Origin of the sequence: Paenibacillus jepli, from assembly GCF_047238105.1 — a bacterium.
Lineage (GTDB): Bacteria > Bacillota > Bacilli > Paenibacillales > Paenibacillaceae > Paenibacillus_D.
The window spans coordinates 6,365,553-6,379,611 of the sequence record NZ_JBDFMD010000001.1; the positions used below are offsets into that span (position 1 = coordinate 6,365,553).

The 14,059-nt window shown below is 58.0% G+C and carries 13 protein-coding genes; 12 read left to right on the top strand and 1 reads right to left on the bottom strand.

Annotation, left to right across the window (positions count from 1 at the left end):
- From ABC336_RS26995 to leuS, 12 genes are all read left to right on the top strand, one after another.
- The gene (locus ABC336_RS26995) at positions 1-1,251 is read left to right on the top strand and encodes a DUF58 domain-containing protein (protein WP_413241607.1); all 1,251 of its coding nucleotides are present in this window, start codon (positions 1-3) and stop codon (positions 1,249-1,251) included.
- A complete protein-coding gene (locus ABC336_RS27000; RefSeq protein WP_413241608.1) occupies positions 1,235-3,469 on the top strand; it encodes a DUF4129 domain-containing transglutaminase family protein in 2,235 nt (744 codons plus the stop codon). The genes ABC336_RS26995 and ABC336_RS27000 overlap by 17 nt, the downstream gene beginning before the upstream one ends.
- Before the next feature lie 198 nt (positions 3,470-3,667).
- A complete protein-coding gene (locus ABC336_RS27005; protein WP_413241609.1) occupies positions 3,668-4,192 on the top strand; it encodes a YqeG family HAD IIIA-type phosphatase in 525 nt (174 codons plus the stop codon).
- Positions 4,189-5,313, top strand: coding sequence for a ribosome biogenesis GTPase YqeH (gene yqeH / locus ABC336_RS27010; protein WP_413241610.1), 1,125 nt, complete (start codon positions 4,189-4,191; stop codon positions 5,311-5,313). The genes ABC336_RS27005 and yqeH overlap by 4 nt, the downstream gene beginning before the upstream one ends.
- A gap of 252 nt (positions 5,314-5,565) precedes the next feature.
- The gene (locus tag ABC336_RS27015) at positions 5,566-6,426 is read left to right on the top strand and encodes a shikimate dehydrogenase (RefSeq protein ID WP_413241611.1); all 861 of its coding nucleotides are present in this window, start codon (positions 5,566-5,568) and stop codon (positions 6,424-6,426) included.
- Positions 6,427-6,449: 23 nt separating this feature from the next.
- A complete protein-coding gene (gene yhbY, locus ABC336_RS27020) occupies positions 6,450-6,740 on the top strand; it encodes a ribosome assembly RNA-binding protein YhbY (protein WP_413241612.1) in 291 nt (96 codons plus the stop codon).
- Positions 6,741-7,004: 264 nt separating this feature from the next.
- The gene (nadD, locus tag ABC336_RS27025) at positions 7,005-7,595 is read left to right on the top strand and encodes a nicotinate-nucleotide adenylyltransferase (RefSeq protein WP_413241613.1); all 591 of its coding nucleotides are present in this window, start codon (positions 7,005-7,007) and stop codon (positions 7,593-7,595) included.
- Complete coding sequence (gene yqeK, locus ABC336_RS27030; RefSeq protein WP_413241614.1) at positions 7,585-8,154, top strand: bis(5'-nucleosyl)-tetraphosphatase (symmetrical) YqeK; 570 nt, start codon at positions 7,585-7,587, stop codon at positions 8,152-8,154. The genes nadD and yqeK overlap by 11 nt, the downstream gene beginning before the upstream one ends.
- The gene (rsfS, locus tag ABC336_RS27035; protein ID WP_413241615.1) at positions 8,151-8,498 is read left to right on the top strand and encodes a ribosome silencing factor; all 348 of its coding nucleotides are present in this window, start codon (positions 8,151-8,153) and stop codon (positions 8,496-8,498) included. The genes yqeK and rsfS overlap by 4 nt, the downstream gene beginning before the upstream one ends.
- Positions 8,495-9,430: a CvfB family protein gene (locus tag ABC336_RS27040; RefSeq protein ID WP_413241616.1), complete on the top strand. Its 936-nt coding sequence runs from the start codon at positions 8,495-8,497 to the stop codon at positions 9,428-9,430. The genes rsfS and ABC336_RS27040 overlap by 4 nt, the downstream gene beginning before the upstream one ends.
- Positions 9,431-9,445: 15 nt before the next feature.
- Positions 9,446-10,219, top strand: coding sequence for a class I SAM-dependent DNA methyltransferase (locus ABC336_RS27045; RefSeq protein ID WP_413241617.1), 774 nt, complete (start codon positions 9,446-9,448; stop codon positions 10,217-10,219).
- A 561-nt stretch (positions 10,220-10,780) separates the two neighbouring features.
- The gene (leuS, locus tag ABC336_RS27050) at positions 10,781-13,225 is read left to right on the top strand and encodes a leucine--tRNA ligase (RefSeq protein ID WP_413241618.1); all 2,445 of its coding nucleotides are present in this window, start codon (positions 10,781-10,783) and stop codon (positions 13,223-13,225) included.
- Here leuS and comER read toward each other — a convergent pair.
- A complete protein-coding gene (gene comER, locus ABC336_RS27055; protein ID WP_413241619.1) occupies positions 13,222-14,046 on the bottom strand; it encodes a late competence protein ComER in 825 nt (274 codons plus the stop codon). The genes leuS and comER overlap by 4 nt on opposite strands.
- Positions 14,047-14,059: the final 13 nt, after the last annotated feature.

Below are 14,059 nucleotides of genomic sequence, written 5' to 3' on the forward strand. Positions count from 1 at the left end.
ATGGATATCCTCAAAACGAAAGTCTCCCGCTGGTGGCTGGTAGCATCGCTATACATCACCTGTGCACTATATCTGCTCTTTCAGGGCGGCAAGACCTCGTTTATGGTATTCATGATTATCAATGTATTATTGCTGTATCTCGTGCTGGGCCGCTGGAGCGGGATTGCCCGGGTGCAAGGCATCCGCAAGCTTCAGCATAAGGGCAGCGGCGACTCGCTGCCGGCAGGCACGCGGCTTGAGGTCAAGCTGCAGCTGCGCGTGCCCGGCATTTGGCCGATTCCTTATGTGATGGTCCGCGAACGTCTGGTACGGCAAGGACTGGGCGAGATGCCCTTCGAAATCCCGTTCGTTCCGGATCTGCGACGCAGCGGCGATGTGACTTATCTGACTCCGCCGCTCTCCCGAGGCAACTACCGGTTCGCGCCGACCGTCTGCTCGACATGGGACATCTTCGGACTTTTCGAGCACAACGGTTATTTTGAATCGTCGGGAGAGTTTCGGGTGCTGCCGCAAACGATCGGCATCCGCTACTGGAGGCAGCTCAACCGGGGGATGAAAGGACCGTTCTCCCATGCGGCTTCGTCCCGTTCGGCCAAAGAGACGACACAGCTTAACGGCGTCAGAGAATACCACCATGGCGACCGACTATCGCGCGTCCACTGGCGGGCGACAGCGAAGACCGGCCAATGGAAGTCCAAAGAATTCGAACGGGAGGCGCTGCCGCGTACCGTTATCGTGCTGGACCGGTATGAGCAGGCTTACCCCCAGGCAGATCGCTTCGAGCTGGCTGTATCCGTCGCCGCTTCCTTGTTCGAGCATGGCATCCGGCGGGAAACCGCCATGGGCTTGGTTTCGGTAGGAGAGACGGTGGACGGCTTCTCCCCTCGCTCCACGCCTGCCCAGCGCAAGGCGGTCATGAGTCATCTGGTCGGGGTGGCTGCGGACAGTCAGATCCCGCTCGTCTCTGCGCTCAAGCAGGGAGGCTCGCTTCTTGCGCCCGGATCGTTTGCGGTACTGATCACTCCGCAGGGCGGGGAGGAGACCGTCAAAGCGATGCAGTGGCTGGAGCGGACAGGGCTGGTGCCTTGTCTGATCCACATTGCGGATACCCAATCCCCGGCTGGGCTTGCGCAGGAGGAATCCTGGCAGCGGCTGATTCGGGGGAGGGGCTGGCCGTTTTATACGATACGCCATTTGCAGGAGCTGCCCGGCAAGCTGGAAGGGGGTGGAGCAAGTGCGATTGGTTCGTGATTGGTTTCACTCGATCGTTGATCATTGGTACCCGCGTCTCTCCTTTCTGTTCGTAGCCGTTTTGATCTGGCAGGTGCTCGGAACGCTTGAGGGCTATTGGTGGGAAGAGACTTACTTTATCGTCGGCATGACGCTGGTTGCCAGCGTCGTCATCGAGCTGCTGATCCCCGGCCGTCGGATGTACCGGGCGATCGTCCAGCTTGCTCTTGTAATTGCGCTTACCCTGCAATTCACAGGCTTTCAGTGGCTCGGCTTTGCAGAGCGCCCGTCAGATGCCCGACAATGGGCATTCTGGTTGGAAGCGCACGCCACTCAGGTTCATCCTTTTCTGTGGATCGTGCTTGGCGTCTGGCTGTTCTACTCGCTTGCTGGTCAATGGGCCACATCAAGGTCCCATGTCGTGCTTGTGATCTCGGGTTGTATGCTGACGCTGCTGATTGCCGATTCATTCACTCCTATCGTTCTTTGGGACAAGGTGGCCTGGACGATTTTCATCGGGTTGATCTGGCTGGTAGCGGAGCATTTTGCCAAGTTTCAAGCCAAGCATCCGGAGAGCTGGGGACATCTGATCGAGTATCCCGCGGCGTTGATCCTGCCCAGTCTGCTCGTCCTGTCGCTCGTGATGGCTTCCGGATTGTTCGTGCCGAACATCGCTCCGGTGCTCAAGGACCCTTACACGATCTGGCGGGAATCGCGCGGCGAGACCGTGCCGTCTTTTGTAGGCGACAAAGGCCCCGTCTCCACGAGCACCAATGCCGGCGATAGCCGGTCGGGCTACAGCCGCAATGATGAGGCACTGGGCGGCGGATTCGAGTTCGACTATTCATCGGTCATGACGGTCTACACGGACCGCAAGAGCTACTGGCGCGGTGAGAGCAAGGCAGAGTACACGGGCGAAGGCTGGGTCGATGCGCCCGGCGAGCGCCGCGAAGGCTCGATGATCGGCATCGTCAGCGAAGAGCAGCTGCCGATCGAGGACGGTCCGACCTCAGAGGTGGAGACAGTCGAGGTCAGGCAGGTCGTGACGATGATCCGTGAAGAGCCGCTGCCCGTCCTGTTCGGCGGAGCGCCAATCTCTTCTCTGGTTGCTGTGACGGACGATGAAGACCAGAGTATCCCGATTCCCGGCCGAGTCGCCTGGCTGCCCGGCTCCTGGGAACTGCATTGGCCGGAGCAGAATGTTCCGGTTCCATACCCTTCCAGCTACACACTCACCTCGCAGATGGCTGTGCTGGACGAGGAAGGACTGCGAGCTGCTTCGACGGACCTGGGCAATGCCCAGAAGAACAACATGTATCTGCAGATCCCCGACTCCGTGCCTCAGCGGGTCTATGACCTGACGGAGGAGATTACTGCCGAGGCCCAGACCCCATATGATCAGGTCAAGGCGATCGAGACGTATTTGCGGGACAACTTTGTCTATACCAACTCGCCTGATATCGACAAGCGGGTGAGTGCGGATTTCGTTGATTCATTTCTGTTCGAGGTCATGGAAGGCTATTGTGACTATTACTCGACGGCGATGGCGGTCATGACCCGCGCCAAGGGAATCCCGACCCGGTGGGTCAAAGGCTACGCGCCGGGCATTATTTCCGGAATTCCGGATTTTGATATGGGCGGTCCTCCCGAGCTGGATCTTAATCCGGACGGGTCGGGCACTTACACCGTGCGCAATGCCGATGCCCATTCGTGGGTAGAGGTATACTTTGAAGGCTACGGCTGGATCCCGTTCGAACCGACATCAGGCTTTGTCTATCCGTATGCGGTCGCTCAAGAAACACCGGATGTGCCGATTGCGGAGCCGACGCCGACGGAGACACCGACGGTGCAGCCTGAGACTGTTGAGCCCAGCCGTCTGCCGCTGTTCGGTGCAATCATGGCGCTGGTGATCGGTGCTGTGCTGCTGTGGATCCGACGTCGTCAGATCGCTGCCGCGGTGATCAAGTTCCGGTTCCGATCCTACACTGCCAACCAAAGGATTGTCTGGGAGACCGAGAAGCTGCTGCGCTACTGCAGACGCAACGGTCTCGAATACAATGAGCATGAGACGCTGCGCGAAGCCGTGACCGTCTGGTCGGAGCGGCGGAATTTCCTCAGGGAGGACTTCCATGAGGTACTGCTGCAGTTCGAGAAGGCCAAGTACAGCGGGATCGAGGCAACGCCAGACGAGGCGGAGCAGTTGGTCGCCAAAGTCAAATCGATCAGAGAACGGCTCTGATGTCCGCCGCCGGGGGCGCCTGCATGCCAGCAGGCCGCCCCCGGCGGTTTGTCGGCTTCCAGGAACCTTGCATGGCATAACCTGTTGAGAGCAGTTGCTTCTTTGCAACAAATTCGTCTTCTATGGTATAGTTTTCCCTAAATAGTCGAAGTTCATGAACGACCTTTACAGAAAGACGAACACAAGGGAGTCGAAGCTATGTTTACACGGCTGCTGCCGAATACAATAGTCAAAACCGTATATGAAATCGACCTGAATAAGCTGAAGGAGAAGGGGATCCGGGGCATCATCACCGATCTTGACAACACCTTGGTGGGTGCCAAGGACCCGATCGCTACACCTGAGCTTGTAGCGTGGCTGGATGTCGTGCGCGACCTGGGCTTTCGCGTCGTCATCGTCTCCAACAACAACCAGACCCGAGTGTCCCGGTTCTGCGATCCGATCAATATTCCGTTCATCCATGCGGCACGCAAGCCAGCGAACCGATCCTTCCGCAAGGCGCTGGAGGTCCTCGAGCTGGAGGTCGATTCTGTTGTCGTCATCGGCGACCAGATGCTGACCGATGTTCTGGGAGGCAGGCGGATGGGGCTGCATACCATACTGGTCACCCCAATCGCGCCCAAGGATGAAGGGATTATGACGCGCGTGAACCGTATGGTCGAGAAGGTGGCGCTGGCGCGCCTGCGCAAAAAAGGGCTGTGGCCCGAGGAGGACAAGAAGTGAGGGAACAACAACTGCAACATCCCGGATATTGTGCGGGCTGCGGCGTGAAGCTGCAAACGGCTGATCAGGAGAAGCCAGGATTCTTGCCTGAGGCGGCGCTCACACGGGAGCCGGTCATATGCCAGCGCTGCTTCCGTATCAAAAATTACAATGATGCAGCAAGCGTTACAGTCGATCAGGATGATTTTTTGAAGCTGCTGAGCGGGATTGCCGCCACGAACAGTCTGGTTGTGCACATCGTCGATCTGTTTGACTTTGAAGGCAGTCTAATCTCGGGACTGCAGCGGTTTGTCGGTACGAATCCGGTGCTGCTGGTCGTCAATAAAGTGGACCTGCTGCCCAAAGTGACCAACCTGAACCGGCTGCGCAACTGGGTACAGCAGCAAGCCAAAGCGCATGGTCTGCGTACCGTCGATGTGCTGCTGTGCAGCGCTAAGCGCAATCTTGGCTTCGATCGCGTGATCGAAGCGCTGGACCGCTACAGAGAAGGAAGAGATGTCTATGTCGTAGGAGCTACCAATGTCGGCAAGTCTACGCTGATCAACAGGCTCATCCGCGATTACAGCGACTTGGAACGGGAGCTGACGACCTCGCGTTATCCCGGCACGACTCTGGATGCGGTCAGCATCCCGCTGGAGGACGGCAGATCGATTATCGATACGCCCGGTATCGTCTATCCGAGCAGGCTGACCGAGCTTGTGCCGGGGGCTATCCTGCAGAAAATTCTGCCGGAACATACGCTCAAGCCGCTCGTGTATCAGCTCAATGAACGCCAAACTTTATTTTTTGGCGCCTTGGCCCGGTTCGATTTTGTGCAGGGGGAACGGCAATCGTTCACAGTATATATAGCCAGCGGCATCAAGCCGCACCGGACCAAACTGGAGCGCGCGGACGAGCTGTATCAGGAACACGCGGGGACGCTGCTCGCTCCTCCCGATGCGGAGCAACTGTCCGAGATCCCGGAGTGGACGCGCCATTCGCTGCGGATTCCCCGTGATTCCCGTCAGGACATCTTTATCTCGGGACTGGGCTGGATCCAGGCCAACGGCAAGACAGGAGCGCTTGTGGATGTGTATGCGCCCAAGGGTGTCAAAGTCCTGCTGCGGGATGCTATTATATAGAGAGGTAGTTCAAAAAGTCCGATGTTGATCACGCAGCAGCTCAAAGAAGTGAATTCGACGTCGAATCTTGAATGCAGTCGGAACTTGCGGTGCTCACGTAGGTCTGCCTACGCTCCGCTCCTCATTTCCTCCTGCCTTCAACCTTCTCGGTGCTGAACATCGACCTTTTGGAACACGATTAGAAGAGGTAGTTCAAAAAGTCCGATGTTGATCACGAAGTAACCTGTACGGCAGAAAAGGAGCACAGCAGTTATGACAATCGCCACTATCGACAGCCAGACGGCGCTTTACGGCGTCATCGGCGATCCGGTTGGACATTCCAAATCGCCGGTAATGATGAACCGCGCCTTCGCTGAGACCGGCGTGAACGGCGCATATATGGCTTTTCATATTACGCCGCCGATGCTCGGCGATTTTATCCGGGGTGTGCGGGCCATGGACATCCGCGGCGTCAACGTGACGATCCCGCACAAGCAGGAGGTTATTCCCTTCCTGGACGAGATCGATGCCAGCGCCGCAGCGATCGGGGCGGTCAATACGATCGTCAACCGGGAGGGGCGTCTGACCGGCTATAATACGGACGGCATCGGCTATGTCCGCTCGCTCAAAGAGGAAGCTGCTCCTGAGCTGACAGACAAGACGATCCTGCTGCTTGGAGCGGGCGGAGCGGCTCGCGGCATCGTCCATGCCCTCGTGCGGGAGAAACCGGCACGCATCGTCATCAGCAACCGGACGCCGGACAAGGCCCGGGCGCTTGCGGCAGCTTACGAGGACAAAGGCGAGCTGGTGCCGATCTCGCAGGCCGAACTGTCCGCCTGGTGCGGCAGAGCTGATGTCGTCATCAATACAACCTCGATCGGCATGCACCCGCTGGTCGAGGCCTTGCCTATGGATCCGGACTGGCTGCGTCCCGGCACCGTTGTCAGCGACCTGATCTACAATCCGCTCAAGACGGCCTTGCTCAAGGAAGCCGAAGCGAGAGAGTGTCGAATCCATGGAGGATTGGGTATGTTTATCTATCAAGGGGCTTATGCCTTTGAATACTGGACCGGCCAACCGGCGCCGGCTGCCGCCATGCGCGCGAGCGTCCTGGCAGCCCTGGGCCAAACCTAGACGAAGAAAGAAGGAACCATCCCATGTTGACAGGCAAACAAAAACGCCATCTGCGGTCGCTAGCGCATCATCTGCAGCCGATCTTCCAGGTCGGCAAAGGCGGGACCAACGAGCATCTGATCCGCCATATCGAGGAGGCGATCGAGACGCGGGAGCTGATGAAGATCTCCGTGCTCAACAACTGCGACGACGATCCCAAGGAGATCGGCGCCCAGCTTGCAGCCGGCTCCGGTGCCGAGCTGGTCCAGGTAATCGGCAAAACGATCGTGCTCTACAAGGAATCCAAAGACCACAAAACGATTAATCTACCTTAATGGGTTGTCAACATTTTATTTTTAAAAACATGTTAAAAATAAAGTTGTGTAAGTTGGTAAAAAGAGCCGAAGAGGTGCGAATCGATTCCGGTCAACGCTTTCTGAAAGAAAGCGGCTTCGAGAGCATAGGCTACGGAGCGTTCGCCTTTGTCCCCGGATTTCAACCGCAATCGCGGTAGAATAAAAGAAATCTGAGGACAACAGCGATTGGAGGAACGATCCGCGACCCGCAGGTCTTCTTTTTACTCAGAAGGAGGGTGAGGTATGATTCAGGTTGGTATTATGGGCGGCACCTTCGATCCCATCCATTACGGGCATCTGCTGGCAGCGGAGTCGGCCCGTGAGGCTTGCGGACTGGACGAAGTGTGGTTTATCCCGGCGGCGGTCCCGCCGCTCAAAGAACATGCCCCGCAAGCATCGGCCGAGGAACGGCTGGAGATGGTGTACCGGGCCATTGACTTTCAACCTTATTTTCGTGCGATGGATATCGAGCTGGAGCGCGGCGGCACTTCGTATACGATCGATACGGTGAAGTCGCTGCGTGAGCTGTATCCGGGACGCGAATTTTCCTTTATCATAGGCTCGGACAGGGTTAATGATCTGGCCGAGTGGCATCGGATCGACGAGCTGGCGGAGCTGGCCTCGTTTATTGCTGTAGAGCGTCCGGGCGTGGAGATGGATCCGTCCCATCTGCCGCCGGGCGTGAGAGAGCGGCTGAAGCGCTGCGAGATGCCGCTGCTCGGGATTTCCTCGACCGATATCCGGGAGCGCCGACAGCAGGGCCGCTCCATCCGTTTTATGGTACCGGATAAAGTGTATCAATTTATTAAAAGGAATGAACTCTATGGATCGTGAGGCGCTGAAGGAGTCCGTACAAGCCCAGATGCCCACGCGCCGCTGGGAGCATACGCAGGGCGTAATGCGTACGGCTGCGGAGCTCGTAAAGCAGTACGGCGGCGACCCCGAGCAAGCCGAGCTGGCGGCGATCCTGCATGATGTGGCCAAGTACTGGCCGGTCGAGAAGATGGCGGAGACAATCCGGGAGGAAGGGCTGTACCTGGAAGTGCTCGATCATGACAAGGAGCTGTGGCATGCTTACGCAGGCGCCTACGCGGCCCGTCGCGATTATGGCATCACGGATCAGCAGGTGCTCGATGCGATCCGATATCATACATCGGGAAGACCGGGCATGTCCCATCTGGAGAAAATCGTCTGGCTGGCCGACCTGATCGAACCGGGCCGGAGCTTTCCGCTGGTCGGCGAGATCCGGGCTCTTGCGGAGCAGAGTCTGGAGCGGGCCATCCTGGCCGGTCTGGATACGACGATCCTGTTCCTGATCGAGAAAGGCAAACGAATCTACCCATTAACATTGCTGGCACGCAATGACTTGATCCTTAAGGAGGCTGAGGCATGACATTGACTTCAGAAGAACTGATGCAGATCGCGGTTTCGGCGGCAGAAGAAAAAAAAGCAAATCGTCTGATTGCACTCAATCTGACAGGCATTTCCCTCGTGGCCGATTATTTCGTTATCTGCCACGGCAATTCAGATATCCAGGTACAGTCAATCGCCACGGAAGTGCGCAAGCAGATCGAAGCGCGCGGCGGCACCATTCGCGGGATCGAAGGTATGGACTCGGCACGCTGGGTGCTGATGGACCTCGGTGATGTCGTCGTACACATCTTCCATCGCGATGAGCGGGATTACTATAATATCGAGCGTCTTTGGTCAGATGCCAAGGTCGTAGAGTTCGCATGACGCTGACAGCAGGTTTGACACAGCAGCTGACAGTTGTCCGTGAAGCTGAGCCAAACGGCTTTTATGTGAGCAGTGAACCCGGCGGCAGAGAAGTACTCCTGCATTATTCAGAGATTATCGGCAACCGGCCTGAGCCGGGGGATCAGGTTGAAGTGTTCATCTACTTTGATTCCGAGGATCGGATCGCGGCAACGATGCGCCGGCCGCTGATCCAGCTCGGCGAGCTCCAGCGGCTGAAAGTGGCGGATATCCACGCCCGGCTCGGCTGTTTTCTGGAGATCGGCCTGGGCAGACAGCTGCTGCTGCCGTTATCTGAGCTGCCGGAGCTTCGCGAGTATCGCCCGGTGCCCGGGGATGAAGTATTCGTGACCATGGCTCACGACCGCGCCGGTCGTCTGGTAGCCAAGCTGGCAGGCGAGCAGGAGCTGGCGCCGCTGGTGTTTGCCGCTCCGGACAGTTGGCGCAACCAGACTGTGGAGGGCTGGGTCACCAAGACACTGCAGATCGGCTCTTTCGTCTTGATCGACGGCGGTGTCATCGGCTTTGGCGCTTATGGGTTTATACCGGCTGATGAACGGACGAGACAGCTGAGGCTGGGCGAACGGGTGCAGGCCAGAGTGACGTTCATCCGCGAAGATGGCCGGGTCAATCTGTCGCTGGCGCCACTCAAGCAGGTCGGACGGGTAGAAGATGCCGAACGCATCCTGGCCTTCCTCAAGGAGCGCCCGCGCGGCGCGATGCCATACTCTGATGAGACGCCGGCGGATATTATCAAGGAGCGTTTCGGCATCAGCAAATCGGCTTTCAAGCGGGCACTTGGCAAGCTGATGCGGGAGCGACTCGTAACGCAAGAGGGCAGCTGGACATATCTTGCGCAGCCGGCAGGCGACCCGGAAAGTGCTGCGCCTGCGGACAAGCCGGCTCACGAATAAGCCATTGGAGGGACTATGCGAGCGTATCGACAATTTGCATCGGTCTATGACCGGTTAATGGAAGACATGCCTTATCCGGAGTGGCTCGGCTTCATGCGTCAGTGCTGGGGGCGGTTCGGGATGCCGGAGTCTGTCGTCGACCTCGGCTGCGGTACGGGCAGCTTATCGATTCCGCTTGCTCGTTCAGGCTTCCAGGTGTTCGGACTGGATGTGTCGGCTGACATGCTGACGGTCGCCCGCAGCAAGTGGGAGGAGACTCCTGGTCAAGCGATCCGTCCCGGCCGCGGCTCTGTCCGCTGGCTGCAGCAGGATATGCGGGACTGGGAGCTCCCTGAGCCGGTGGATGCATGCATCTCCTTTTGCGACTGCATCAATTATCTCACCGAGCCGGAGGATGTCGAATCGGCGCTGCGCGCAACCTGGCGCGGCCTGCGAGACGGCGGCGTGTTTCTCTTCGATGTGCATGCGCCGCTCCAGTTGCAACGCTATGCTGAAGAACAGCCGTTCACGCTCGACGAGCGGGATATTGCTTATATTTGGACGAGCGATTATGATGCGCAGCGCACCGAGATTGAGCACCAGCTGACGATCTTCGCCCGCTCGGAGCGCCCGGGGGAAGCCTTGTTTCAACGTATAGAGGAAGTACATGTGCAGCGCGCTTACGATCCCGACTGGCTGCGAGCGGCGCTGGAGCGGGCCGGTTTCTCGCACATCGAGACGTTTGCCGATTTCCGGCTGGAGCCGCCGTCTTCCGGCAGCGAACGGCTTTTCTTCGCGGCAGTGAAGTAAAGCGCGTGAGGGTGCTTGACAGCGGCCGGACCCTTGATTAGAATAAGGGGAAAGTTATTCCATAGCTATGGGCTGGGAAGAGGAGCAGTAATGCGGTAACCGGAACAGAGAGTCGGCGGTAGGGTGCGAGCCGAAGCGGTGAACGGATGAACTCGCCTTGGAGCCTGCAGGGCTGGCTTAATTGCCGGTCATTGACGTCTGGCCCGCGATAAGGGCATACAAGTGAGTGTTCAAAAATTCTCGTTTTTCAGCACCGAGAAGGTTGGAGACAGGAGGAAATGAGGAGCGTAGCGTAGGTGAACCTACGTGAGCACCGGAAGTTCCGACTGCATCCAAGATTTCGTTGTCGAATCCGCTTCTCAGCAATCACTTCGTGATCAAAAGCGGAATTTTTGAACAACATTTACAAGTGAGTGGCGGGCAAAGCATGCCCGACGCTAACTAGGGTGGTACCACGGGAAACAAACTCTCGTCCCTAGCCGTTGCGCTGGGGCGGGGGTTTTTTTGATTATTGAGCCACCTGCTTGAACATTGACGACATTTATTTGGAGGCCTGTAACTATGACAGATGAACGACAACCGCAAGCAACGTATCAGCCGTTGCAGATCGAACCTAGATGGCAGCAGTACTGGGATGAACACCAGACATTCAAAACGACCGAGGAGCCGGACAAACCGAAGTTTTATGCGCTCGACATGTTCCCGTATCCATCTGGCGCCGGCCTTCACGTCGGCCATCCGGAAGGGTATACGGCGACGGATATTGTCTCCCGCTACAAGCGGATGCGCGGCTACAATGTGCTCCACCCGATGGGCTGGGACGCTTTCGGACTGCCGGCGGAGCAGCACGCGCTGGATACCGGCCGGCACCCGCGCGATATCACCTTTGTCAATATCGATAATTTCCGCCGCCAGATCAAATCGCTGGGCTTCTCTTACGACTGGGACCGGGAGATCAGTACAACGGACCCGGACTACTACAAGTGGACGCAATGGATCTTCATCCAGCTCTACAAGAAGGGGCTGGCTTATGTGGCGGAGGTGCCGGTCAACTGGTGTCCGGCTCTCGGTACCGTCCTCGCCAATGAAGAGGTGATCGACGGCTTGAGCGAACGCGGCAACCATCCGGTTATCCGCAAGCCGATGCGCCAATGGATGCTCCGGATCACAGCTTATGCCGATCGCCTGCTGGAGGATCTGGAAGAGCTGGATTGGGCGGAGAGCATCAAGGATATGCAGCGCAACTGGATCGGCAAGTCCAAAGGGGCAGAGGTCACCTTTGCGATCGACGGACATGACGCTTCGCTGGAGGTATTCACCACGCGGCCCGATACACTCTTCGGTGCGACATATTGCGTGCTGGCTCCCGAGCATGAGCTGGTATCGCAGATTACTAGTCCGGATCAGGCGGAAGCTGTCCGGGCCTACCAGGAGAAGGCAGCCCGCAAAAGCGATCTGGAGCGTACGGATCTGGCCAAAGAGAAAAGCGGTGTCTTTACAGGCGCGTACGCGGTCAATCCGGTAAGCGGCGAGAAGCTGCCGATCTGGATCGCCGATTATGTGCTGGCGGGGTACGGTACTGGGGCAATCATGGCCGTACCGGGTCACGACCAGAGGGACTGGGAATTCGCCAAGCAATACGAGCTGCCGATCGTGGAGGTTGTCCAGGGCGGAGATGTGACCAAGGAAGCCTACGCAGGCGACGGGCCACATGTCAACTCCGGTCTGCTGGATGGCCTGGACAATGCAGCGGCGATCTCGGCGATGACCAAGTGGCTGGAGGCCGAGGGCAAAGGCCAGGGCAAAGTCACTTACAGACTGCGTGACTGGCTGTTCAGCCGTCAGCGTTATTGGGGCGAGCCGATCCCGATCCTGCATCTCGAGGACGGCACGATGAAGCCCGTCAGCGAGACCGAGCTGCCGCTCCTGCTGCCCGACGTGGATCAGATCACGCCTTCGGGTACGGGCGAGTCGCCGCTGGCCGTCGTCACTGACTGGGTAGAGACCGTGGATCCGGAGACTGGCATGAAGGCACGCCGCGAGACCAACACGATGCCGCAATGGGCCGGCAGCTGCTGGTACTATCTGCGGTTTATCGATCCGCACAATACGGAGGAGCTGTGCTCCAAGGAGAAGCAGCAGCAATGGCTGCCTGTCGATCTGTATATCGGCGGGGCGGAGCATGCCGTGCTTCATCTGCTCTATGCGCGGTTCTGGCACAAGGTGCTGTACGATCTCGGGGTGGTCTCGACCAAGGAGCCGTTCCAGAAGCTGGTCAATCAGGGCATGATCCTCGGCACCAACAACGAGAAGATGAGCAAATCTCGCGGCAACGTCATCAATCCGGACGATATCGTGAACGAGTATGGCGCAGACACCTTGCGCATGTACGAGATGTTCATGGGCCCGCTCGAGGCGACGAAGCCTTGGAACACTAACGGCGTAGAGGGCTCCTATCGCTTCTTGAGCCGGGTATGGCGCTTGTTCATTGCCGAGGACGGCAATCTGACCGCCAAGCTGACGGAGGACGGCGGCAGCGACGCGTTCAAGCGCATCTGGCACCGTACGATCAAGAAAGTTACCGAAGACTTCGAGCATCTCCGCTTTAATACGGCGATCAGCCAGCTGATGATCTTCGTTAATGAAGCCTACAAAGCCGAAGAGCTGCCCAGAGAGGCGATGAAGCAGTTCCTGCAGATGCTCTCTCCGCTGGCGCCGCATATTGCGGAGGAGCTGTGGAGCCGGCTTGGCGGTACAGAGACGATCTCGTACACCTCGTGGCCGCAATACGATGAGGCTTGGACAGTCGATCAGGAAGTGGAGATCGTCGTCCAGGTGAATGGCAAGATCGCCGCCCGGATCTCGATTGCCGCCGGCTTGAGTGAAGCGGAGATGGAGCAGATGGCCAAGGAGCAGCCAAAGGTCCAGGAGGCGATCGGCGACAAGACGATCCGCAAGGTCATCGCAGTCAAGGGCAAGCTCGTCAATATCGTCGCCCCTAACTAGTGGATGAGGAAGGAGACTCCGACCTTCTCCACGTCTTCATAGAACTTGGCATGGGTAGTCCGGATCAGCCGGTTGAACGTGCCGTCCAGCTCATGGTTGAGCATCCGGATGGCCTCGGCGGTGATGCCTCCGGGCACGGACACGCGAGATTGCAGCTGCTCCGGACTGAATCCGCCTTCGGTGAGCAGCTTGCCGGTACCGAGCAGCATCCGGCTGGCCAGCGTCGTCGCTTCTTCCGGATCAATGCCGGTCTCCTGCACGGCGGCTTCGATGAAACGCTGGAGCAGGCAGGCAAAAAAAGCCGGACCGCAGCTGGAGATGTCCGACACGATGCGAGTATATTGCTCTTCGATGCGGATCGGTTCGCTGATATGGGACAGCAGGTTTTCCAGATGCTCCTGGTCTTCGGGAGCGATCCGGCTGCCGTAGATGCATAGCGCAGCACCGCTGCACACATAATTTGTTATACTGGGGATGACCTTGGCGACCTTGCAGGGCAGCCACTCCTCCAATTGGGCCAGAAGCACTGGACTGGTGATCGACACGATCATCGTATCCGGCTGCACGCTGGCCTTTATGTCGTCTATGACATGCTTGAAATCGAGCGGCTTGATGCATAGAAATATCAGATCGCTGCTGCGTGCCGTTTCCGCATTGGTAGGTACAGCACGCAGCCCCGGATAGGAAGCTGCCAAGCGTTCGGTTTTGACCATGGTCCGGCTGCTGGCCGTGATCCGCCCGGGACTTATCGCACCAGAGCGGATAAATGATTCGATCAGCAGGCTTCCCATACTGCCTGTTCCGATAAATCCGACTTTCATCTTGAATCCCTCC